The organism is Flavobacterium sp. CS20, assembly GCF_018080005.1.
Taxonomy (GTDB): Bacteria; Bacteroidota; Bacteroidia; order Flavobacteriales; family Flavobacteriaceae; genus Psychroflexus.
The window spans coordinates 2,033,547-2,058,359 of record NZ_CP073015.1 but is presented as its reverse complement, the minus strand read 5'-3'; the positions used below and the strand labels follow the sequence as shown (position 1 = coordinate 2,058,359).

The 24,813-nt window shown below is 34.3% G+C and carries 15 protein-coding genes and 6 pseudogenes; 16 read left to right on the top strand and 5 right to left on the bottom strand.

Annotated features, from left to right (window positions below):
* The first annotated feature begins 78 nt into the window (after positions 1-78).
* From IGB25_RS09705 to IGB25_RS09685, 5 genes and pseudogenes are all read left to right on the top strand, one after another.
* A pseudogene (locus IGB25_RS09705) lies at positions 79-855 on the top strand (DUF3108 domain-containing protein).
* Positions 856-917: 62 nt separating this feature from the next.
* Positions 918-2,611 (top strand): annotated as a pseudogene (gene lysS, locus IGB25_RS09700) (lysine--tRNA ligase).
* Positions 2,612-2,677: 66 nt separating this feature from the next.
* Positions 2,678-3,676, top strand: coding sequence for a GTPase ObgE (gene obgE / locus IGB25_RS09695; RefSeq protein ID WP_211064834.1), 999 nt, complete (start codon positions 2,678-2,680; stop codon positions 3,674-3,676).
* 224 nt (positions 3,677-3,900) lie between these two features.
* The gene (locus IGB25_RS09690) at positions 3,901-4,131 is read left to right on the top strand and encodes a hypothetical protein (RefSeq protein WP_211064833.1); all 231 of its coding nucleotides are present in this window, start codon (positions 3,901-3,903) and stop codon (positions 4,129-4,131) included.
* On the top strand, positions 4,121-4,471 hold the full coding sequence (locus tag IGB25_RS09685; protein WP_211064832.1) for a type II toxin-antitoxin system PemK/MazF family toxin: 351 nt from the start codon (positions 4,121-4,123) through the stop codon (positions 4,469-4,471). Before IGB25_RS09690 ends, IGB25_RS09685 begins: the two co-directional genes overlap by 11 nt.
* Before the next feature lie 216 nt (positions 4,472-4,687).
* Here the strand turns inward: IGB25_RS09685 and murC are convergent, their stop codons facing one another.
* Positions 4,688-6,040 (bottom strand): UDP-N-acetylmuramate--L-alanine ligase, encoded by a 1,353-nt coding sequence (gene murC / locus IGB25_RS09680; RefSeq protein ID WP_211064831.1) that lies wholly within the window; start codon positions 6,038-6,040, stop codon positions 4,688-4,690.
* 34 nt (positions 6,041-6,074) lie between these two features.
* On the bottom strand, positions 6,075-7,028 hold the full coding sequence (locus IGB25_RS09675; RefSeq protein WP_211064830.1) for a lipopolysaccharide assembly protein LapB: 954 nt from the start codon (positions 7,026-7,028) through the stop codon (positions 6,075-6,077).
* A 129-nt stretch (positions 7,029-7,157) separates the two neighbouring features.
* Here IGB25_RS09675 and IGB25_RS09670 point away from each other — a divergent pair, with 129 nt between their 5' ends.
* A complete protein-coding gene (locus IGB25_RS09670; RefSeq protein ID WP_211064829.1) occupies positions 7,158-8,615 on the top strand; it encodes a hypothetical protein in 1,458 nt (485 codons plus the stop codon).
* Between the two features lie 148 nt (positions 8,616-8,763).
* On the opposite strand, the gene IGB25_RS09665 is transcribed toward IGB25_RS09670, so the two are convergent.
* A complete protein-coding gene (locus tag IGB25_RS09665) occupies positions 8,764-10,731 on the bottom strand; it encodes an aconitate hydratase (protein ID WP_211064828.1) in 1,968 nt (655 codons plus the stop codon).
* Positions 10,732-10,918: 187 nt separating this feature from the next.
* Here IGB25_RS09665 and IGB25_RS09660 point away from each other — a divergent pair, with 187 nt between their 5' ends.
* From IGB25_RS09660 to IGB25_RS09650, 3 genes and pseudogenes are all read left to right on the top strand, one after another.
* Positions 10,919-11,599, top strand: coding sequence for a succinate dehydrogenase cytochrome b subunit (locus tag IGB25_RS09660; RefSeq protein WP_211064827.1), 681 nt, complete (start codon positions 10,919-10,921; stop codon positions 11,597-11,599).
* A gap of 9 nt (positions 11,600-11,608) precedes the next feature.
* Positions 11,609-13,611: pseudogene (locus tag IGB25_RS09655) on the top strand (fumarate reductase/succinate dehydrogenase flavoprotein subunit).
* A gap of 18 nt (positions 13,612-13,629) precedes the next feature.
* Positions 13,630-14,376 carry a succinate dehydrogenase/fumarate reductase iron-sulfur subunit gene (locus IGB25_RS09650; protein WP_211064826.1) on the top strand — a complete coding sequence of 249 codons (747 nt, stop codon included), beginning with the start codon at positions 13,630-13,632 and terminating at the stop codon, positions 14,374-14,376.
* A gap of 136 nt (positions 14,377-14,512) precedes the next feature.
* Here the strand turns inward: IGB25_RS09650 and IGB25_RS09645 are convergent.
* Positions 14,513-14,614, bottom strand: a pseudogene (locus IGB25_RS09645) (IS1595 family transposase); the annotation flags it as partial.
* Between the two features lie 382 nt (positions 14,615-14,996).
* Between IGB25_RS09645 and IGB25_RS09640 the strand changes: the two are divergent.
* From IGB25_RS09640 to IGB25_RS09625, 4 genes are all read left to right on the top strand, one after another.
* The gene (locus tag IGB25_RS09640) at positions 14,997-16,142 is read left to right on the top strand and encodes a methionine aminotransferase (protein WP_211064825.1); all 1,146 of its coding nucleotides are present in this window, start codon (positions 14,997-14,999) and stop codon (positions 16,140-16,142) included.
* Positions 16,143-16,348: 206 nt separating this feature from the next.
* On the top strand, positions 16,349-16,732 hold the full coding sequence (locus IGB25_RS09635; protein ID WP_211064824.1) for a DUF423 domain-containing protein: 384 nt from the start codon (positions 16,349-16,351) through the stop codon (positions 16,730-16,732).
* 70 nt (positions 16,733-16,802) lie between these two features.
* The gene (pckA, locus tag IGB25_RS09630) at positions 16,803-18,404 is read left to right on the top strand and encodes a phosphoenolpyruvate carboxykinase (ATP) (RefSeq protein ID WP_211064823.1); all 1,602 of its coding nucleotides are present in this window, start codon (positions 16,803-16,805) and stop codon (positions 18,402-18,404) included.
* Positions 18,405-18,523: 119 nt separating this feature from the next.
* A complete protein-coding gene (locus IGB25_RS09625) occupies positions 18,524-19,336 on the top strand; it encodes a mechanosensitive ion channel family protein (protein ID WP_211064822.1) in 813 nt (270 codons plus the stop codon).
* Between the two features lie 39 nt (positions 19,337-19,375).
* Here the strand turns inward: IGB25_RS09625 and IGB25_RS09620 are convergent, their stop codons facing one another.
* A complete protein-coding gene (locus IGB25_RS09620; RefSeq protein WP_211064821.1) occupies positions 19,376-20,107 on the bottom strand; it encodes a phosphatidylcholine/phosphatidylserine synthase in 732 nt (243 codons plus the stop codon).
* A 116-nt stretch (positions 20,108-20,223) separates the two neighbouring features.
* Here IGB25_RS09620 and IGB25_RS09615 point away from each other — a divergent pair.
* The 3 genes and pseudogenes from IGB25_RS09615 (at position 20,224) to IGB25_RS09605 (ending at position 24,776) form a co-directional block, all read left to right on the top strand.
* Positions 20,224-21,287: pseudogene (locus IGB25_RS09615) on the top strand (PorV/PorQ family protein).
* A 618-nt stretch (positions 21,288-21,905) separates the two neighbouring features.
* Entirely contained in the window at positions 21,906-22,361 is a 456-nt protein-coding gene (locus IGB25_RS09610; RefSeq protein WP_211064820.1) for a MarR family winged helix-turn-helix transcriptional regulator, read from the top strand.
* Positions 22,362-22,371: 10 nt separating this feature from the next.
* Positions 22,372-24,776, top strand: a pseudogene (locus tag IGB25_RS09605) (3-hydroxyacyl-CoA dehydrogenase/enoyl-CoA hydratase family protein).
* The last annotated feature ends 37 nt before the right edge of the window (positions 24,777-24,813 follow it).

The following is a 24,813-nucleotide window of genomic DNA, read 5'->3' as shown; positions in this document are numbered from 1 at the left end:
ATTGTTTTGTAAAGTTTTCACTAACTTTAGCCGTTTAGCCTAATTATATTTATAATTTTGCCAAACATCAATTTAATTATGTCTCGACAAAAAATACTTGTTCTCCTAGTTTTAGTTTTCAGTTTATCTTATAGTTCAGCTCAAGAAAAAGCTTTTCAAGAAGGCGAATGGTTGAATTATAGAATCAAATACGGTTGGTTTAATGCCAGCAAAGCAACCTTAGAGGTAAAGCTCGACACCCTTGATGGCAAAAGTGTTTATCATATTAAAGGTTATGGCAAAACTACAGGTTTACTCGATATGTTTTTTAAAGTCAATGACCGCTATGAAACATATGTCGATACCCAAGATATTAAACCTTATAAATTTATAAGAAATCTTTACGAAGGTGGTTATACCAAAAACAAGATGATTCGCTTTGATCATGATCAAAACATAGCAACAGTTCACAACTATAAATACGACACTATTCAGAAACATAAATTTACAAAAAACACGCAAGACATGCTCTCTGCACTTTATTTTCTTCGGAATCAGGTTAAAAATGATGAGTTAAAAAAAGACGATGAGTTTAAATTGAATATGTTTTTTGACGAACAAAATTTTGATTTCAAAACAATATTTCTTAGCTGAGAAATTCTTGAAACCAAGTTCGGTAAAATAAAATGTCTCATATTTAGGCCTTATGTTAAATCTGGTCGCGTTTTTGAAGAACAAGAAAGCTTAACCATTTGGATTTCTGATGATAAAAACAAAATCCCTATTCAGGTTAAAGCTGACTTAGCTGTTGGATCACTTACCGCTAAATTGGATAATTTTAAAGGTCTTAAACATCCTTTTAAGATTATCATGTAAAATCAGAAAACACTTCTATTTTCTGAAAACACCTTATCTTTGCATTTTCAAATTTTTTATAAATGGCATTATCTGAACAAGAACGCGTAAGACGAGAAAAATTAGCTCAGCTTAAATCAAAAAACATAAATCCTTATCCAGCTCATCACGTTGATATTGATACTCATACCGATGACATCAAATCAAATTTTGTAGAAGGCAAAACCGTAAAAATTGCAGGGCGATTAATGTCGAGACGTATTCAAGGCAAAGCTTCTTTTGCCGAACTTCAAGATGCCAAAGGTCGTATTCAAGTTTATTTTAATCGCGATGAAATTTGCCCAAACGAAGATAAATCAAAATATAACGACACTTACAAAAAATTATTAGACATAGGTGATTTTATTCACATCACAGGTAAATTATTTAAAACCAAAGTCGGTGAAATGACCGTTATGGTCAAAGATTTTGAACTCTTAAGCAAAGCCTTAAAACCTTTGCCGCTTCCTAAAAAAGACAAAGAAGGAAACCAATACGATGGCTTTACGGACGAAGAACAACGCTATCGCCAACGCTATGCCGACCTTGTTGTGAATGCTCATGTTAAAGACGTTTTTGTCAAACGCACAAAACTCTTTACAGCGATGCGGGAATTTTTTAATGATAAAGGCTATTTAGAAGTTGAAACACCTATTTTGCAACCCATACCAGGTGGTGTTGCGCTAAACCTTTTATCACACATCACAATGCTTTAGACATTCCTTTATATTTGAGAATTGCCAACGAATTGTACCTCAAACGCTTGATTGTCGGTGGATTTGATGGCGTATATGAGTTTTCTAAAAACTTCAGAAATGAAGGTATGGACAGAACACACAACCCAGAATTTACAGCCATGGAAATTTATGTGGCTTACAAAGACTACAACTGGATGATGCAGTTTACCGAGCAACTATTAGAATACTGTGCAAAGGCTGTCAACAACACAACCAAAGCGACTTTTAAAGAACACCATATCGACTTTAAAGCACCTTATAAACGCGTTACGATGACAGATGCTATCAAAGAATATACAGGTCTTGATATCACAGGTAAATCTGAAGAAGAATTACGTCAAGCTTGTCAAGATTTAGATATCGAGATAGATGATAGTATGGGCAAAGGCAAATTGATTGATGAAATATTTGGTGAAAAATGCGAGCCGCATTTCATTCAACCAACTTTTGTTACCGATTACCCAAAGGAAATGAGTCCGTTATGTAAAACACATCATGACAATCCAGAATTGACCGAAAGGTTTGAACTGATGGTTTGCGGAAAAGAAGTTGCCAATGCCTATTCTGAACTTAACGACCCAATTGAGCAGAGAGAACGTTTTGAAGAACAGCTCAAACTTGCTAAAAAAGGAGACGAAGAAGCCACAGAATTTATTGATTACGACTTCTTACGTGCCTTAGAATATGGGATGCCTCCAACTTCTGGACTTGGTATTGGAATGGATAGGCTTATCATGTTTTTAACCAACAATCCATCTATTCAAGAGGTGTTATTCTTCCCACAAATGAAACCCGAAAAGAAAAAAGTAGAGCTATCTGCCGAAGAAAAAACCATTGTTGAAATCTTGAAAAATTCTGAAATGATAGAACTGAATAAAGCAAAAACTAAAAGTGGTTTATCTAATAAAAAATGGGATAAAGCTTTAAAAAGTTTACGGGCTAAAGAATTAGCAAAAGTAGATAAAACAGATGAAGGCTTGTTTGTGATTGGACTCAGTTAACTGATCTCAGGTTGAGACAACTTCATTTAAAATTACTATCAAAATGAAGTACAAATTCAAACATTTATGACCGAAGGCAATTTTGTAGATTACGTAAAAATACACCTCAATTCTGGAAATGGTGGCAGAGGCTCTGCACATTTGCGTCGAGAAAAGTATATCCCAAAAGGCGGTCCAGATGGTGGTAATGGTGGTCGTGGTGGTCATGTCATTGTTAAAGCTAATAAAAACTTATGGACGCTTTTTCACCTTAAATTTAAACGCCACATTCGTGCTGAACACGGCGGTAATGGAGGAAAACAAACCAGCACTGGTGCTGATGGTCAAGATCAATATATTGAAGTTCCGCTCGGGACTGTGATTCGCGACACTGAAACCCAAAAAGTTATCAAAGAGTTGACTGAAGATGGGCAGGAATATATCGCCGCCAAAGGCGGTCAAGGTGGTTTAGGTAATACTTATTATAAAAGCTCTACCAACCAAACACCACGCTATGCCCAATCTGGCATGGAAGGCGAAGAAAAAGACATTACCTTAGAACTGAAAGTCTTGGCAGATGTCGGTTTGGTTGGATTTCCAAATGCAGGCAAATCTACTTTACTTTCGGTAATCACTGCCGCAAAACCCAAAATAGCCGATTATGAATTTACAACGCTCAAGCCCAATTTAGGCATCGTTAAATACAGAGAATTCAAAACTTTTGTGATTGCTGATATTCCTGGAATTATTGAAGGTGCCGCCGAAGGAAAAGGCCTCGGACATCGATTTTTAAGACATATTGAACGCAATTCTATTTTGCTGTTTTTAATTCCAGCCGATGCCAAAAATATCAAAAAAGAATACGATATTTTGCTCGATGAATTAAAACGCTACAACCCAGAATTGTTAGACAAAGACCGTTTAATTGCCATTTCCAAAAGCGATTTGCTCGATCAAGAATTGCAACAAGAATTAGACAGCGAATTGAAGCAATCTTTTAAAGATATTCCCTATTTGTTTATTTCTTCTGTGGCTCAACAAGGCTTGCAGGATTTAAAAGATAGACTTTGGGCAATGTTGAATTAGCTATTAGTCGGTAGTTGGTAGTTTTCAGTGAGCAGTCAGCAGTTTTCAGTCGCAGTTTCAGTATTTTATCGGATTGAATTTTTCATGGGGGTTTTTTTATGTGCATTACTCAAAAATCTTTGCGATTTTGCGTCTTTGCGTGAAATAAATTTTATAATATTGAATAAACATACTAAAAGTATATACTTTATTTATTAAAATAGTATATATTTGAAATAAAAAGCATGAAAACACTCTCATTAAAATTAGATAAGGAAATTTTTGGCGAAACTGAAAAAATCTTAGAACAACTAAAAAAGCCAAGAAATAGATACATCAATGAAGCACTTGAGTATTATAACAAAATTCAGCGAAGAAAACTCATTGAAGAGAAAATGGAAAAAGAATCAAAATTGATCAGAGAAGATTCTATGAGCGTTTTGAAAGAATTTGAGGATATAGATTATGGAAATTAAGCAATTTGAAATTTGGATTGCTGATTTAAACCCAAGAATTGGCACAGAACCTGGCAAAAAAAGACCAGTTTTGATCATTCAGTCTAATTTATTGAACAAATTGAAACATCCTTCCACACTAATATGTCCATTGACAACAAACGTGAAATTAAACGTTGACATTTTAAGAGTTCATATCGGCAAAGATATCGTCAATTTAAAAAAACCATCAGATATTATGATTGACCAGATAAGAGCTATTGATAATAACAGATTAGTCGAAAAAATAGGGCAACTTCCCAAAAAACAGGCCAATAAAGTTAAAGCTAACCTTGAAATCATATTTGATTTATCTTTTTAAGAATTTAGGCTTTAGTTGGTAGTCAGCAGTTTTCAGTGAACAGTTAGCAGTTTTCAGTGAGCAGTCAGCAGTTTTTAGTATTTTATCGGATTGAATTTTTCATAAGTGTTTTTTTCTATGCACTTTGTCTAATTCTTAGCGACTTTGCGACTCTGCGTGAAAATATTAAAGTTCAGTAAAACCTTATCAACTTTGCGACTCTGCGTGAAAAAAATATCAAACCCACTCTTTCAATTCATCAAAATCTAATCCGCCATAATTCCCGCTACTCATCAATAACAAAACATGATTGTTAAAATGTTTAGCTTTCAGAAAAGCTTTAAAATCTTCAGCATTGGTATAAACGCTTAAATCATCTCGGTTAAAAGCCTCTTGAATTTGCTCTTTTGTCAACTCTGGCATTTGTTTGATTTTCAAAGCTTTTTTTGAATAAAAAATCACCACTTCGTCTGCTTTGTCTAAAGTTTTGTGATATTCTTTTAAAAAAGAAGCTGTTAAACTACTGTAAGTATGCAATTCAAAACACACCAATAAAGTTTTATTCGGAAATTGTGCTTTTACCGCCTTAGTGGTTGCTTCAACTTTTGACGGGCTGTGAGCATAATCTTTAAAAACTAGACATCTCGGTGTTTTTATGACTTCTTCTAAGCGTTTTGATGCACCTTTAAAACTGGCAATGGCTTCATAAAAATCATCTTCATCGACGCCCATATGTTGGCAAATCCATTTGGCACCAGCAATATTTTGTAAATTATGCTCACCAAAAACCTCAATTGGCATCGGACCTTCGTTGGTTTCAAGATAAGTAACGCCGTCTTCTATATGATGCTCTGGAATATGATAGGCGTGTTTGCGTGTAGGTTTTGTCGCATTTAAAGCGATGTCTTTTAACACATCGTCTCCTTCATTATACACCAATGTGCTACCATTAGTCATCGATTCTACAAATTTTTCAAATTGGTTTTTATAAACTTCAAAATTCGGAAAAACATTAACGTGATCCCAAGCAATTCCGCTAATTAGTGCAATATTGGGTTGATACCATAAAAATTTAGGTTTAGGATCAATAGCAGAGGACAAATATTCATCACCTTCGAGCAATATAAAATCGTTTTCTTCGGTTAAATGCACCATATTGTCAAACCCATCAAGTTGAGCACCAACCATAAAATCAGTAGGTTTTTCGTGATAATTCAACACGTGCAAAATCATAGAAGTGATTGTGGTTTTGCCATGTGAACCTGCAATAACCACGCGGGTTTTCTTTTTAGAATGTTCATATAAATATTCAGGATACGAATAGATTTTTAAACCTAATTCTTGAGCTTTCAACAATTCGGGATTATCAGATTTGGCATGCATACCAAGAATGACTAAGTCGATTTCATTTGAAATTTGCTCAGGATGCCAGCCCATTTGATGGGGTAAAATATCGTGTTGCTTTAATCTTGAATACGAAGGTTCAAAAATGTCATCATCGCTACCAGTTATAGTTTCACCTTTAAGTTTTAAGGCAATGGCTAAATTGTGCATAGCGCTTCCGCCAATGGCTATAAAATGAATATGCATAGTTGTTGAAAATTAAAACAACAAATATAAAGAATTAGAGTTGCTGTATGCGTTTCAATTCTGTTTTTGCTTGGATAGAATCTGGATTATCAGATAGAGCTTGATTCAAACAAAATTTTGCTTCATCAACATCACCTAATCTGTAGTGTAATTTTGCTTTCAAAATTAGAGCTTTGTCTAAAGAAATCAGTGATGAATTATGATTTTTAATAAAAACATCAATATTTTTTAAAGCTTGACTTGAGTTTGAATTGGCTTGCAAAGCAATTGCTGCAAATCTGTAATTAAAGTCGATGTGGTTCAAATTTTGAATAGCTTCTTTGGTTGTCAAAAGTGCTTTATCATAATGATTATTTTGAACATAAAGATCTATTAATTTGTTGTAGCAAGTTTTAGAACCACCAATTTCAACTGCTTTTTTGAAGTGTTTTTCAGCAGTATAAAAATCGTTTTCATAATCTGCAATTCTGCCATAAGCTAAAGCTCCATCAACTGGGCTGATATTTTGAAGTTGTGAAGCATAATTTTTGGCTTTATCAATGTCGCCACCAATGACGCCAGGTAATTCTAAATACAATTCAAGTAAAGCCCAACGCACATCAATATGATTAGGGTCTAAATCAGCAGAACGTTTTAAATACTTCTTGACATCGTTGAGTAAAAATAAAGCTGTGAATTTATCTGAACTTTTAGCTTTCATACCAATTGAACCACCGTATTTGTAATTATAATCGGCGTTGTCAGGTTGTTTGTCAATCAAATATTCAAAAGTATTTATAGCTTTATCCCATAGGTGTTGAGCGGCATAAGCATCGCCCAGATATTCATAAGCTTTATAATTGTTTGGCTCGCTTTTAGCGATATCTTCAAAGATAGATTGAGCCTTTGCATATTCTTTATTTTCAAAAACTTTGATGCCAAAGTCTAAGTTGGTTTGCCCTATACACAATACGGGTAAAAGTAATAATATGACAAATCTTTTTTGCATATCGCAAATGTATTAAAATTCATTATCTTAACAAATGTTTTATGATTTCATAGAAGTGCATACGGTGAATTATTTTTTAAGTTTTATTTAAAAAATTTTACGTAATTTCAGCATTCTAATCTGAAATGAATGAAAAAATTTATACGTTATCTTTTCTTTATAATTCTATTCCTTGTCTTAAGTTTTTTTACTGCTAACTACTTTGTTTCAAAAAAAATAAAAGGTCTGCTAAATGATAATTCAACTTTTTCTTACAGTATTTTTCAAGTGAACAGTTTTTCTGGAAATTTGAATCTTGAAGATGTTGAATTCATAGATATTGCCAAAACAATTCGCATAAAAGAAATCGATATTAATGTTGACATAATTCATTATTTAATTCACAAAGAAATCAAAATTGAAATTATTGATGCAGAAGGTTTAGATTTAGTATTTGACTTATCTTCAAATTCAAAAAAAGAAAACAAAAGCAACTCAGAGTTAGATATTATAAGTATTGAAAAAATCAATTTGAAGAATGCAAAAATCACCTTAGAAGATGGCGACAAAACTGTTTTTGAAGCATCTCATATCGATTTAAAAGTAAAAGATATTTCTATGCCTTTAATCGATAATTACAAATGGTTAGAAAACAAAAGTTTACAGGCAGAAGCAGATTCTTTATTTTATGACCTTGATAATTTACATGTTTTAAAATCTGAAAGGTTTACTTTTAAAAATCATTCAATACAACTTTCAAACTTTAAAATAGAGCCTAAATTTTCAAAATCAGATTACATCAATCATATCAAAACTGAAAGAGATTTGATGGATTTAGAAACAAAATTTTTAAAATTTTCTCAGTTTAATTTTCAAAAGAAAGACAGTATTATTTACATCACTTCAAAGAAAATCCAAATCGATAGTTCAAACTTCAATATTTATAGAGACAAAACAATTGCTGACGACACTACTATAAAACCTTTATACAGTAAGGCTTTAAGAGAGCTTGGAATGAAACTAAAAATTGATTCCCTTTCGGTTTTAGATTTGAATCTCACTTATCAGGAGTTGTTGAACAAAAATCGAGAACCTGGTACTATCAAATTCAATGCAATTCAAGGTGATGTTGTTAATCTGCATAACTTTCTGAAAAACGAAAATCCAGATATCAAAGCAAAATTAAAAGCTAAGTTTACAGAGCAGTCTGACATTTACTTCAATTTAAGTTTTGTGCCAGATCATGAACGTTTCTATCTTTCTACACTTATAAAAAAAGTTGAAGATAAATCCATTAACAGCTTTTTTGCTCCTGCAATGCGGATGAAATTAGACGGACAAATAGACGAAATAAGGACCTCTTTCAATGGAAATAATTCTGAGCTCAATGGCGATTTTAAGATGGCTTATAAACAACTAAAACTTAACATTCTCAAAAAAGATGATTCCAAAAATAATTTTGCAAGTTTGATCAGCAACATTTTTGTTAAACATAAAGATGTAGAAGAAAGCTTTAAGCTTGAAAACGTCAAAAGAAACAAAACTAAATCCTTTTGGAACTATGTTTGGATATTTCATTTTGAAGGATTGAAAAAATCTTTACTCTAAGAAAATCACAACATTTTGAGTCCTTGCAAATTAAATAAAATCATTTAACCCGAATTATTCAATAGAAAATTTCCTATTAAATAATGAGGACAAAAGCCATTATATGTTATTAATCGAACTTACGTAAAATTATTAAGTCAAACCAACATTAATTTAATTTTTCCTTAAAATCATTGATAATACCGCCTTTAAGCATAACCTGTATTTGTCTTTCGCTCATGGTGTGTTTTACTTTTATATGTTTTTCTTCACCAGAAGTTTTAATCAATTTGATATTGATTTGGTCTCCTTTTTTTACTTGTTCAATCAAATTGTCAAGTGATATTTCGTCACCTTGTTCAATTTTATCATAATCGGATTCGTTTATAAATTCAAGGGGTAAAATGCCAAAATTTATCATATTTTGCCATGCGATTCGTGCATAATTTTTGGCTAAAACGGCTACTTGACCCAAATATTTTGGTGCTAAAGTCGCATGTTCTCGACTTGAGCCTTGGGCATAATTTTCGCTTGCCACAACAACGTGACCACCATGACTTTCTTTGGCGTCTAAAGCACGGTCGTAAAAAGTATCATCAATTACCGTAAAGGAATATTTACTGATTTCAGGAAGATTACTTCTAAAAGGCAAAACTTCTGCACCAGCTTTGAGAATTTCATCAGTCGAGATATTGTCGCCCATTTTTAGCAAAACAGGAACGCGATAGCTGTCTTTTAATTTTGGTATTTCAGGTAAACTTTTGATGTTTTCGCCTTTTTCAAGTTCAACAGATTTATTATCATCAATTGGTGCAACAAGCATTTCACGATTGATTAATTCGTGTGTTGGATATTCAAATTTTGGATAAGACATACCATAAGATTGTTCTAAAGTTCTTGGGTCGGTAATTTTTCCAGTTAAAGCCGAAGCTGCAGCGGTCTCGGGACTACACAAATGCACTTGATCGTCTTTTGTACCACTTCTGTCGGGGAAGTTTCTCGGCATAGTTCGTAAACTGATGGTTCCACTTGCTGGGGCTTGACCCATGCCAATACATCCCATACAACCCGATTGGTGATAACGAGCACCTGCTGTTATCAAATTTGCGAAAGTTCTGTTTTCAATCATATTTTGCATCACTTGACGAGAAGTTGGGTTGATGTCAAAACTCACTTCTGGACTCACGTTTTTACCTTCCACAATTTTTCCAGCTATCCAAAAATCACGCAAACCAGGATTGGCTGACGACCCAATAACCACTTGGCTGATAGGTTTTCCAGCAACTTCTTCAACAGGGACAACATTGCCCGGACTCGTTGGTAAAGCGATCAGTGGGACTAAATCGTCCAAAACAATTTCTTCATAATATTGATATTGGCAACCTTCATCGGCTTTTAATTCAATCCAATCATCTTCTCTTTCTTGAGATTTTAAAAACTTTTTTGTTTCTTCATCACTTGGAAAAACCGTTGTAGTGGCTCCAAGCTCAGCACCCATATTGGCAATAACATGTCTATCCATGGCACTTAATTCTTTTAATCCATCGCCGTAATATTCAATAATTTTACCAACACCACCTTTGACATCATAACGGCGAAGCATTTCTAAAATCACATCTTTTGCACTCACCCAATCTGGTAATTTTCCAGTTAATTTTACGCCCATCACTTCAGGCATTTTTACATAATAAGGTTTTCCTGCAATGGCAGTAGCCACATCAAGTCCACCAGTTCCTATAGCTAACATCCCTAATGAACCCGCGGCACAAGTATGCGAGTCTGAACCTACCATAGTTTTGCCTGGCTTGCCAAATCTTTCCATATGAACGGGATGGCTAACACCATTACCAGGGCGACTAAACCACAAACCAAATCGTTGGGCGACTGATTTTAAAAATCTATGATCATCTGCATTTTTAAAATCGGTTTGTAAAAGATTATGATCTACATATTGCACTGCTACTTCGGTTTTAGCACGATCTAAATTCATCGCTTCAAGCTCAAGTTGAACCAATGTGCCTGTAGCATCTTGCAATAAAGCATGATCTATTTTTAATCCAATTTCGTTTCCAGGCTTTAACTCGCCTTCAATAAGATGAGATTCTATTAATTTTTGTGTTACATTTAATGCTGACATATTTCTTTTTTTTTTCTAAAGTATCATTATAAATTATTGAAAACAAAAGAATAACAAAATTTTAAAATATATTTTCAGAAATCCCTTTTGCGTTTAAATCAATTCTAAATTAAATTTAAAAACAACTCTAAAGTTGGCAAATAATGCATTTAAACTTATTTTTGATGTCAAATAAAAATATTTTATAATGGGAGGAATTATCAAGTCTTCAATTGCCAGAAAATTTGCCATGGCTTTATCAGGTTTGTTTTTAGTGCTTTTTTTAGCTCAACATTTCACTATCAATATTACTTCGGTTATCAATCCAGACACTTTTAATGAATGGTCTCACTTTATGGGAACCAATATTTTGGTCCAATGGGTTTTGCAACCTATTTTGATATTTGGGGTTATTTTACACTTTGTGTTGGGTTTTGTCTTAGAAATTCAAAACAGAAAAGCTCGAGGTTCTGTTGGTTATTCACAGTATAAAGGATCGACCAACTCCAGCTGGTTTTCTAGAAATATGATTATTTCTGGGGTTGTAATCTTACTCTTTTTAGGTTTGCATTTTTACGATTTTTGGATACCAGAAATTGTAACCAAATATGTTGAAGGCGATATGTCTGGTATGCACAATGGTGATTTGAGATATTATGGAGAAACCGTTGCTAAATTTGCAGGACATCCTGTAAGAACTGGAATTTATGTTTTAGCTTTTATTTTCTTGATATTTCACCTTTTGCACGGCTTTTCATCATCTTTTCAATCTGTGGGTTTTAACAATAAGTATTCTAAAGGCTTAAAATCTTTTACCAAAGCTTTTGCTATTGTCATTCCACTGGGGTTTGCTTTTATTGCTATATATCATTACGTAACACATTTATAATTTTAGATTATGTCAAAATTAGATGCCAAAATACCAAAAGGCCCACTTGCTGAAAAATGGACCAAACATAAAAACGACATCAACCTTGTCAATCCTGCTAACAAGCGAAAGATTGATATCATTGTTGTAGGAACAGGTCTGGCTGGGGCTTCTGCTTCGCAACATTAGCCGAATTGGGTTACAATGTTAAAACCTTTTGCTTTCAAGATTCACCACGAAGAGCACATTCTATTGCCGCTCAAGGAGGAATCAATGCTTCAAAAAACTATCAAGGCGATGGCGATTCTGATTACAGATTGTTTTATGATACTGTAAAAGGTGGAGACTACCGTTCTCGCGAAGCTAATGTTTATAGACTCGCTGAAGTCTCAGGAAACATTATCGACCAATGTGTTGCTCAAGGTGTGCCATTTGCTAGAGAATATGGTGGCTTGCTAGACAACCGCTCTTTTGGAGGTGTTTTGGTATCCAGAACATTTTATGCTAAAGGACAAACAGGTCAACAACTTTTACTCGGTGCTTATTCTGCGATGAACAGACAAATTAATCGCGGAAAAATAAAATCCTATACACGCCACGAAATGATGGATGTGGTTTTGATTGACGGCAAAGCAAGAGGAATTATTGCCCGAGATATGATTAGTGGCAAAATAGAAAGACATTCGGCTCACGCCGTAGTTTTGGCTTCTGGTGGTTATGGCAATGTTTTCTTTTTATCGACCAATGCCATGGGAAGCAATGTTACAGCCGCTTGGCGTGCCCATAAAAAAGGTGCATTTTTTGCTAATCCGTGTTTTACACAAATTCACCCAACTTGTATTCCCGTTTCTGGTGAATTGCAATCTAAATTGACTTTAATGTCAGAATCGTTAAGAAATGACGGTCGAATTTGGGTACCTGCCAAAAAAGAAGACGCTGAAGCCATTAGGGCAGGAAAACTCAAACCCACTGAAATTCCAGAAGAAGACAGAGATTATTATCTTGAAAGACGATATCCTGCGTTTGGTAACTTAGTGCCACGTGATGTGGCGTCAAGAGTCGCCAAAGAGCGTTGTGATGCTGGATTTGGTATCAATAAAACAGGTGAAGCAGTCTATCTCGATTTCGCTTCAGCTATTGAGCGATACGGCAAGGAAAAAGCTTTTAGCTCTGGTATTGAAAATCCAACAAAAGAACAAATTAAGAAATTTGGCGATGAAGCTATTGAAGATAAATATGGTAATTTATTTGAAATGTATGAAAAAATCATTGACCAAAATCCATACGAAACCCCAATGATGATTTATCCAGCGGTTCACTACACAATGGGCGGACTTTGGGTAGATTACAATTTGATGACCACCATTCCAGGTTGCTATCTTGCTGGTGAAGCTAATTTTTCAGATCACGGTGCTAACCGGCTTGGGGCGTCAGCCTTAATGCAAGGTTTGGCTGATGGTTATTTTGTTTTACCGTACACCATTGGCGATTACCTGTCTGACGACATTAGAACTGGACCAATACCAACTGATCATAAAGCCTTTGATGAAGCAGAAAATGCTGTAAAAACTCTATTACAAAAATTAATTGATATTAAAGGTGATACACCAGTTGATGATTTCCATAAAAAACTGGGTAAAATTATGTGGAACAAATGCGGTATGGCAAGGAATGAAAAAGATTTAAAATCAGCCATTAAAGAAATAGCAGAATTGAGAGAAGAATTTTATAGCAAGGTTAGAGTGCCAGGCAAAGTAGATTCTAAAAATGCTGAATTAGAAAAAGCGACTCGTGTAGCCGATTTCTTAGAATTAGGAGAATTGTTTGCTAAAGATGCTCTACATAGAAATGAATCTTGCGGTGGACACTTTAGAGATGAATACCAAACCGAAGATGGCGAAGCCCTAAGAGATGATGAAAACTTTAGATATGTTGCCGCTTGGGAATATAAAGGTGAGCCTAAAGATGCCATTCTGCATAAAGAACAATTAGTTTATGAAAATATTGAACTCAAAACGAGAAGTTATAAATAACCAAAAAATTGTATTGAAATGAAACTTACACTGAAAATATGGAGACAGGAAAACTCAAGTGCAAAAGGTCGTTTTGAGACCTATAATATTGATGGTATTGAAGGCGACATGTCTTTCCTTGAAATGCTGGATGTATTAAATGACAATTTAGTAAGAGAAGACAAAGAACCTGTAGAATTTGACCACGACTGCCGTGAAGGGATTTGTGGAACTTGCTCTTTGCAAATCAACGGTGAACCTCACGGACCAGATAGACGTATTACGACTTGTCAATTGCATATGCGTCGGTTTAATGACGGTGATACTATTGTGATTGAACCCTTTAGAGCCAAAGCCTTTCCTGTTATAAAAGATTTAATTGTTGACCGCTCTGCGTTTGATCGCATACAACAAGCAGGCGGATTTATCTCTGTCAATACTTCTGGAAACACCATTGATGCCAACACCATCCCAATAGAAAAAGAAAAAGCCGATATGTCTTTTGATCTTGCAACTTGTATTGGTTGTGGGGCTTGTGTTGTCGCTTGTAAAAATGCTTCAGCAATGCTGTTTACTTCGGCTAAGGTATCACAATTTGCACTTTTACCACAAGGTGAAATTGAAGCTACTGACCGTGTGATGCATATGGTGAATCAAATGGATAAAGAAGGATTTGGGAATTGCACCAACACAGGTGCATGCGAAATTGAATGTCCAAAAGGTATTTCTCTTGAAAATATTGCCCGAATGAATAGAGAATATTTATCGGCTTCTATGGCTGGATAGATAGTTCACATAGAAAACATAATTGACTTCAAAGATTTAGATCTAATTCTGTATTGAGTTTATATTAAATCTTTGAGGTTTTTTATTTGCTTTTTGATTTGATAGTTTCAACAGTTTCTCGGCAATTCTTTGCAATCCATTTTGTTTTTGCCAAATAAGCTTTGCAAGCTTTATCAGTAGGAAGTTCTTTGATAAAGTTTTGTGTATTTTGCCCTTTAAATTGTTCTAAAACCCTTATATTTATTTCAATTTGCGACTATATAATTATCTTTTTTTAATATGATTTATGATTATTGTAACGCGAGTCCGATTTATTGAAAGCTGTAAATCAGATGATTACATATTTTTGTTAGCAAATTTTGTCATTGGTAACAAAGAATGAGGAGAAATCTCATCCTACTGAGATGTCTCGACGCTCATGCTTCGATCTATCGACATGACAAATGATTAAATATCTGTATTTTATATGAATATATTTTATTGGAATTTATATCGAACTCACGTTATTGTAATGCAACCGTATAGACACCAAAATTATGAAGAATTTAAAACAAGCTACATTGCAATCCATCATAAAGAAGTAGTATAAAATACACTAACTTAGATAAAATAAAATTTTCATGCATCAACTCAAGTCTAAATTACCTCATATCGGAAGGACTATTTTTACCAAAATGAGTCAATTAGCACAAGAGCATCAAGCCATTAATTTGTCTCAAGGTTTTCCTAATTTTATGCCTGACAAAGAACTCATAAAATATAGTGAAGATGCTTTAAACTCACACAGAAATCAATATGCTCCTTTGGGTGGTTTACCTGAGCTACGACAAAAATTATCCGACAAATTTTACAACCTATACCATCATCGTTACGATTGGGAAAGTGAAATTACTATCACCGCAGGAGCGACGCAAGCTATTTTTACTGCTATTTCTGCATTAGTGCATCGAGACGATGAAGTCATTGTGTTTAAACCTGCTTATGACTGCTATGAACCAGCGGTAGAACTATATGGTGGCATTGTAAAACCTATTCAATTGGATGCACCTGAATATAAAATACCTTGGGATAAGGTTAAAGATTTGATTTCTGACAATACCAAGCTTATTATTATCAACACTCCACATAATCCAACAGGTTATGTATGGACCGAAGAAGATTTTAAGCAATTAAAAGCCGTTGTTAAAGATACTTCAACCTATATTTTAAGCGATGAAGTTTACGAGCATATGGTGTTTGATGACAGAAAACATCACAGCATTTGTAAAGAAGAAGAACTAGCAAGACGTAGCATAGTGACCTTTTCTTTTGGAAAAACCTATCATGTAACAGGTTGGAAATTAGGTTATGCTGTTGCTCCCAAAGCTATGATGAAAGAATTTAGAAAAGTGCATCAATACAATGTGTTTTGCGTTAATCACCCTTTGCAATTTGCCTTAAGTAAGATTTTAGATCAACCTGAACATTATTTGAATTTATCTAAATTTTATCAACAAAAACGCGATAGGTTTTTAAGTCTTATTAAAAATTCTCGGTTTAAATGTGTACCTACACAAGGGACATATTTTCAATTGGCAGATTACACAGAAATATCAGATTTGCCCGACAATGAATTTTGCATAGAACTGATCAAAACTCATAAATTAGCAACTATTCCAGTTTCTGTGTTTAATCATAAAAATATTCAGCAAGGTTATATTAGATTTTGTTTTGCAAAAACCGATGAAACTTTAGAACAAGCCGCCAATATTATTAAAAATATTTAGCCATTGATGTAAAAATAATTCAAATATAAATCACTATCTCTTATCACTTTTCAATTTTACTTTTGATGTTTTGACATGGCAATCAAACCACTTTGTTTATATTTGTTTAAATCTAAAATTGTAAAACATCATAAATACCAACAATTATTCATACTAAGGTGCATGTTCTTTCTAATTGATTTTAGAAGAAATAAAAATTTAAACACATGAGAGATAATTTTAAAATATTTGGAGCTTTTTTTGGATTATTGGCTGTAATCATTGGAGCTTTTGGTACGCACGGATTATCAGATGTTTTAAGTGTTGATCAGTTGCAGAGTTTTGAAACAGGAGTAAAATATCAGATGTACCATGCTTTGTTGATGCTAATTTTAAGTTTTGCCTTAGGTAAAAATGCTAAATACCAAAAAGCAATTTTTTACTTGTTGTGTTTTGGAATTATCTTTTTCTCTTTTTCTATCTATGGGTTAGCAACAAATGAGCTTTACAATTTTGATTTCACAAAACTCGCCTTTCTAACCCCAATAGGTGGAAGTTTAATGATACTAGGTTGGATATTGATGATTATCAGTTTTTTAAAGAAAAATTAAAAATATAACAGTAAATCAATTTTTTTATTAAAGAATCTCTTTAAATTTGTTTAGAATTAAATCTAAAATTATGGATTCTATTTCACAAAATCTCAAAACCATTTCTCTTGAGTCTTATGGCATTAAACATGCTAAAGTTAATTATCAACTCTCACTACAAAAGCTTCATCAAATCACTTTAGAAAAAGGTTTAGGTGAAGAGGCAAGTAATGGTGCGTTAAAAATAAACACAGGTAAATTTACAGGGCGTTCTCCCAAAGACCGCTTTATCGTAAAAGATGACATCACAAAAGACGAAATTTGGTGGGGCGACATCAATATCCCTTTTGACAAAAACAAATTTGACCAACTTTATAAAAAGATAACGGCTTATTTATCTGGCAAAGAGGTTTACGCTAGAGATGTATTTGCTTGTGCTGATGACAATTATAAAATTGGAATCAGACACATCAACGAATATCCGTGGAGCAATATGTTTTGCTACAATATGTTTATTAGACCTACTAAAGAGGAGCTAAATGGCTTTAATCCAGATTGGCTTGTAATCAATGCACCTGGTTTTAAAGCTGATCCAAAAGTTGATGGTACACGTCAAGAAAATTTTGCGATTCTAAATTTCACTAAAAAGATTGTTATCATTGGTGGTACAGGCTACACAGGCGAGATTAAAAAAGGAATTTTCTCAGCTTTAAATTTTATATTACCTGTTCAAAAAAACGCCCTGCCAATGCATTGTTCTGCTAATCTAGGTCGTGATGGTGATACAGCTATTTTCTTTGGTCTTTCTGGAACGGGCAAAACTACACTCTCTGCTGACACCAATAGAAAACTAATTGGTGATGATGAACATGGCTGGACAAATGAAAATACAATCTTTAATTTTGAAGGTGGATGTTATGCAAAAGTCATTAATTTAACAGAAGAGAATGAACCAGAAATATTTGGAGCTATTAAAAAAGGAGCTATTTTAGAAAATGTTGTCCTTAAAGATAATGGCGATGTAGATTATGAAGATGATAGCATAACTCAAAATACCCGTGTTAGCTATCCTATTGATTTTATTGAAAACGCAGAGTTTTCAGGAGTTAGTCATAATCCTAAAAATATATTTTTCTTGACCGCTGATGCTTTTGGGGTTTTACCTCCAATAAGCAAATTAACACCAGGTCAAGTCGCTTATCATTTTATAAGTGGTTACACGGCAAAAGTTGCTGGTACAGAAGCTGGCATTGATGAGCCTGTACCAAGTTTTTCAGCATGTTTTGGAGCACCTTTTATGCCCATTCATCCAACACGATACGCAGAAATGCTAAGTCAAAAAATGCAAGATGCCAAGGTTAACGTTTGGCTCATTAACACAGGTTGGACAGGAGGTGCTTACGGCACTGGAAGCAGAATGAAACTCAAATATACCAGAGCTATGATTTCTGCCGCCATGGAAAATCAATTGGATAATGTAAATTATAAAGAACATGATATTTTTGGTTTACAAATGCCAAAAACTTGCCCTAACGTACCACCTGAAGTACTTAACCCAAAAGATACTTGGGTAGATAAAGAAGCTTATGATAAAAAAGCTAAACAACTTGCAGATTCATTTGTCAAAAACTTTAAAAAATTTGAACCTTACGCAAGCCAAGAAATCACGAATGGTGGACCAAAAAAGGGTTAAATATTTTTATTCACTATTTTGCAGAAAACAATTTTATATCATTATGATTAAAAAAACCTGAATTAAAAAATCAAAATAAATTAAATTTGTACTTTAACATTCAAACTAATAATTAAAATATGGAAAAGCACTTAGACCAATTTGTTGATCTATTAATATCCTATGCACCCAAAGTATTAGGTGCAATTATTACACTTGTTGTAGGGCTTTGGCTCATCAAAATTATTGTGAAAGCAGTAAGGAAAACTATGGTAAAAAGAAAAATTGATGAGAGTCTTGTGCCTTTTTTATCAACAATTACCTCTGTTTTACTCAAAATTATTCTTTTTATAAGTGTAATTGGAATGGTTGGAGTAGAAGCAACTTCCTTTGTTGCTATACTTGGTGCCGCAGGTCTTGCTATTGGTCTCTCCTTGCAAGGTACGCTACAAAACTTTGCTGGTGGAGTTGTCCTTTTAATTCTTCGCCCATTTAAAGTTGGAGATGTAGTCGATGCTAAGGGTTATTTAGGCATAATTCAAGAAATACAAATTTTTTATACAATCATTCATACCTTTGACAAAAAAGTAGTTTATATCCCTAATGGAGCTCTCGCAAATTCAGATATGACTAACTTATCCCAACAAGAAGATAGAAGAAATGAATGGAAATTTGGCATCGCGTATGGCGATGATGTAGCAAAGGCTAAAAAAGTTATCAAAAAATTAATCGAAGAAGACGATAGAATTTACAAAGATCCAGAGCCTTTCTTAGCACTACATTCACTTGGAGATAGCTCTGTCAATATCGTAGTGAGAACTTGGTCTAAAGTCGCAGATCTCTGGCCTGTTTATTTTGATTTGAACGAAAAAGTTTATAATGAGTTTGCTAAAGAAGGACTCAATATCCCTTTCCCTCAAATGGATGTGCACTTACATAAACAAAATAAATAAAATCAAATTAATTGATTATTTTATTAGAATACGGCTAAGTTAATGCTTAGCTGTATTTTTTTTGAATAAAATCGAAACTAAAATATAGGATAGAATAATAAGCGGTATTGATAGAAATTTCAATAAAACCAGTAATACCAAAGACACCATCAAAAACACAAATACAACCTTGTTTTCAGAAAACCGAAATGACTTCAACTTCAATGAAAACAATTCTACTTTCATATTAAGCAAAACGACACTAACCAAACTCAGCCCAATTAAAAACATATCATTTAAAATTAACTCATCTATCCAGTCGATTTGCTCATAATTCAAAATAAAAGGCAAACTCAAAATCAAAATCGCATTTGCAGGCGTTGGTAATCCTATAAATTTATCAGTTTGATTGCTATCAATATTGAACTTAGCAAGCCTATATGCTGAACCTAATGTAATAGCAAAGGCTGTAAAAGCAAACCAAGGTGTTTGCTCATTAATTGAAATGTGGAATGAACCTAATCCGATGAGATCTTTTCTGAATAATTGAAAAACCACCAAAGATGGCACAACACCGCTCGTAACCAAATCAGCCAATGAGTCAAGTTGTTTGCCTAATTCACTACTCACTTTTAATAATCTTGCTACTAACCCATCAAAAAAATCAAAGAAAATACCAAGTGCAGAACAATATGCGACAAAAATCAACTCGCCTTTCATCGCAAAATAAATTCCTATGCAACCCATCAACAAATTTAATAACGTAATAAAATTCGGTATAAAAGCTTTCAAAATTCTGATTTTGTTATTTTTAGAGCATAAATATCAACTAAATGCAATATGATTGACCAAAATAAGTTTTATATACCATATAATTAAAGATATTTGTCAAAAAAAAATTGTTTCAGTTGAAAGGCGTAATTATTTTATTTCTATTGACATCACTCGCACTTCAGGCACAAACCCGTAAATATTCCAACGAATTTTTAAACATAGGTGTCGATGCAGTGCCTTTGGTATGGTCAACGCTGTAACCGCAACATCCAAAGATGTCAACGCTGTTTATTGGAATCCCGCTGGACTCATTCATCTTGAAGACTGGCAATTTTCAGCTATGCATTCCAGTTATTTTGCCAACATCGCTAATTACGACTACATTGCTGGTGCCAAGCCTCTGGATAGCAGAAGTGCCATTGGTTTTAGCATTATCCGTTTTGGTGTTGACGATATATTGAACACCACACAACTCATTGATCAGCAAGGCAATATAGACTATGACCGTATCAGCTTATTTTCAACAGCAGATTACGCATTCACCATTTCCTATGCCAGACACTTACCCATACAAGGACTCAGTTATGGTGTAAATGCCAAGGTCATAAGACGAGTTATTGGCGATTTTGCCACAGCTTGGGGATTCGGCTTTGATGTCGGTGTGCAATTCTCATCAAAACAATGGGAGTTTGGCTTTATGGCTCGTGACATCACAACTACCTACAACACATGGACCATCGACGAAGATGAATTCGCTACAATCCAAAATGCCGTTGCAGGTCAAAACCAAGAGTTGCCCGAAGATACAGAAATTACCCTTCCAAAACTACAAATGGGAATGGCACGTCAGTTTGAAATCAACAGAGATTTTGGTCTCAAAACCGCCCTCAACTTAGATGTTAGATTTGCCGAAACTAATGATATTTTTTCCACATCAACCGCAAGTGCAACCCCAGCATTTGGCTTCGAAGCCGACTATACTGGTATGGTTTTTCTCCGTGGTGGTGTAGGTAATTTTCAAAACGTCAAACAACTCGACGGCTCAGAAGACATCGGATTTCAGCCCAATTTTGGCGTCGGTTTCAAATACAAAGGCATCCAAATTGACTACGCTTTCACCGACATTGGCGATCAAAGCGTCGGTCTCTATTCCAATGTGTTTTCTATCAAACTCGATTGGCAAATGTTTAGACCTTAATAGCATAATTGTTTTGGGCTTCGAACTGGGTTATCGCTATATTCCCATATCGTACATCTTGTCCCGACAAATTTTTATAATTAACATTTCATCAGAAACCCCTAAGCCATCACAACTTTCGTAAAAACACACAATTCATTCGACAAAAACATTAGTGCATTAGTGGCATTAAAAAACACAATTCATTTTACATCAACATTAGTGCATTAGTGGCATTAAAAAACACAATTCATTTTACATCAACATTAGTGCATTAGTGGCATTAAAAAACACAATTCATTTTACATCACCATTAGTGCATTAGTGGCATTAAAAAAAACAATTCATTTTACATCAACATTAGTGCATTAGTGGCATTAAAAAAAACAATTCATTTTACATCAACATTAGTGTATTAGTGGCATTAAAAAACACAATTCATTCGACAAAAACATTAGTGCATTAGTGGCATTAAAAAACACAATTCATTCGACAAAAACATTAGTGCATTAGTGGCATTAAAAAACAAAATTCGTTTAACACCAACATTATTAGAATTTAAAATCAATTAACAATAAATTTACAAATTTGTTATGCGTGCATAATAAATTTTTATTACATTTGAACATATAAAATAAAATGAGAGATAAGACCATTGATTATGTTTTAAGAGCAACTTGGATTGCCGTAGCAAAAATGTATAACGAAGAAGCAGGCAAAAAAGGTTCAACTATGGCAACTGGTTTTGTTTTGCTCAATATAGACCCTGAAGATGGCACACCATCAACCTCCTTAGGACCAAAAATGGGCATGGAAGCCACATCATTATCAAGAACACTAAAAACAATGGAAGACAAAAATCTCATCGAAAGAAAACCCAACCCAGAAGACGGTCGAAGCATTCTAATTTGCCTCACAGAATTTGGTAAAGAAATGAGAGAATATTCCAAAGAAGTGGTTCTAACTTTCGATCAAAAAGTAAGAGAAAACATAAGTGAAAATGACTTAAAAACATTTATAGAAGTTGCTAACACGATTATAGATATGATATCTAATCGAAAAATATATAATCAAACCAAAACAATTTCGACTTAAAAATAAACACATGAAACGACGCATTAATAAAGTAGCAGTTATTGGTTCAGGAATTATGGGTAGCGGTATTGCTTGCCATTTTGCCAATATTGGCGTAGAAGTTTTACTACTCGATATCGTTCCACGCGAACTCAACGACAAAGAAAAAAAGCAAGGCAAAACCCTTGAAGACAAAGTCGTAAGAAACAGAATTGTCAACGACGCTCTACAAAATTCATTGAAGTCAAACCCATCACCAATTTATCATAAAGATTTTGCCAACCGCATCACAACAGGTAATCTCGAAGACGACATTGCCAAAGTGAAAGATGTAGATTGGATCATTGAAGTGGTAGTTGAGCGTTTAGACATCAAGCAACAAGTTTTTGAAAACCTTGAAAAACACAGAACACCAGGAACCATCATTTCATCAAACACCTCAGGTATTCCTATCAAATTTATGGCAAAAGACAGAAGTGATGACTTTAAAAAACACTTCTGTGGCACGCACTTTTTTAATCCGCCACGATATCTTAAACTTTTAGAAATCATACCTGGACCAGATACTTCCAAAGAAGTCTTAGAGTTTTTAAACGAATACGGCGAAAAATTCCTTGGTAAAACCACGGTTATTGCCAAAGACACACCAGCATTTATCGGAAATCGCGTTGGTATTTTCAGCATTATGAGCTTATTTCATATGGTAAAAGATATGGATATGACCATAGAAGAAGTCGATAAACTCACTGGACCAGTCATCGGCAGACCCAAATCAGCTACGTTTAGAACTGTTGATGTCGTCGGTTTAGATACATTAGTTCACGTCGCTGATGGTTTGTATGAAAACGTACCCAAAGATGAACGTCACGAATTGTTCAAACTTCCAGATTTTATCAAAAAAATGATGGAAAACAAATGGTATGGCAGTAAAACAGGCCAAGGATTTTATAAGAAAATAAAAAATAAAGACGGTTCAAGTGAAATCAAATCTTTAGATTTAAATTCATTGGAATATCGAGAAAAACAACGTGCAAAATTTTCAACTTTAGACAAAACAAAATCAGTTGATGACGTTGCCAAACGTTTTTCTATTTTAATTGAAGGTGAAGATAAAGCAGGTGAATTTTACAGAAAAAATTTCGTCGCCTTATTTGCATATGTCCAATATAGGATTCCTGAAATCACAGACGCCTTATACAAAATTGACGATGCAATGAAAGCTGGCTTTGGTTGGCAGACGGTCCATTTGAAATTTGGGATGCCATAGGTTTAGAAAAAGGCATTCAACTGATGAAAGATGAAGGTTACGACATTGCAGATTGGATTTCAGAATTAGCTACTGATAATGCCCAAAGTTTCTATTCAGTTAAAAATGGTGCAACCTATTTTTATGACATTGATAAAAAAGAACACGTCAAAATACCTGGTCAAGATGCGTTCATTATTTTAGATAATATTCGCGAAAGCCAAGAAGTTTGGAGCAACAAAGATTTAGTTGCTACAGATTTAGGCGATGGGATTTTGAATATAGAATTTCGCAGTAAGATGAATTCCATAGGTGCCGATGTCTTGAATGGTATCAATACGGCAATGGATATAGCTGAAAAAGAATACGACGGTGTTGTGATTTCTAACAATGGACAAAATTTTTCAGTTGGTGCTGATATTGGAATGATTTTTATGTTTGCCGTAGAACAAGAATATGAAGAACTCAATGGTGCTATAAAATATTTTCAAGATACAATGATGCGTATGCGATATTCATCTATTCCAACGGTGGTCGCCCCACATCAAATGGCTCTCGGCGGTGGTTGTGAATTATCAATGCACGCCGATAAAGTTGTAGCTCACGCTGAAACTTATATCGGTTTGGTAGAATTTGGCGTTGGTGTCATTCCTGGTGGCGGTGGCTCAAAAGAAATGACACGTCGTGCCGCCAAAACCTATAAAAAAGACGATGTTGAAGTCAATCGATTAAGAGAAAATTTTCTCACTATCGGTATGGCAAAAGTCTCCAAATCTGCTCATGAAGCTTATGACTTAAACATTTTGGAACAAGGCAAAGATATCGTCGTAGTCAGTAGAGATAGACAACTTGCTATTGCTAAGCAACACGCCAGATTAATGGCTGATAATGGCTATTCTCAACCAGTAAAAACCAATGATATTAAAGTGCTTGGTCGTCAAGCTCTAGGGGCATTTTTAGTCGGTACCGATCAAATGAAAGCTGGTCATTATATCAGCGAATATGACCAAAAAATAGCCAATAAACTGGCTTATGTAATGTCTGGTGGAGACTTGTCAGAAGCCAATTACGTGTCAGAGCAATATTTATTAGACCTTGAACGCGAAGCCTTTTTATCGCTTTGTGGCGAACGAAAAACATTAGAACGTTTACAACATATGATTAACAACGGGAAACCGCTTAGAAATTAAGTGCCCCCTAACCCCCAAAGGGGGAATTAAATAAGAT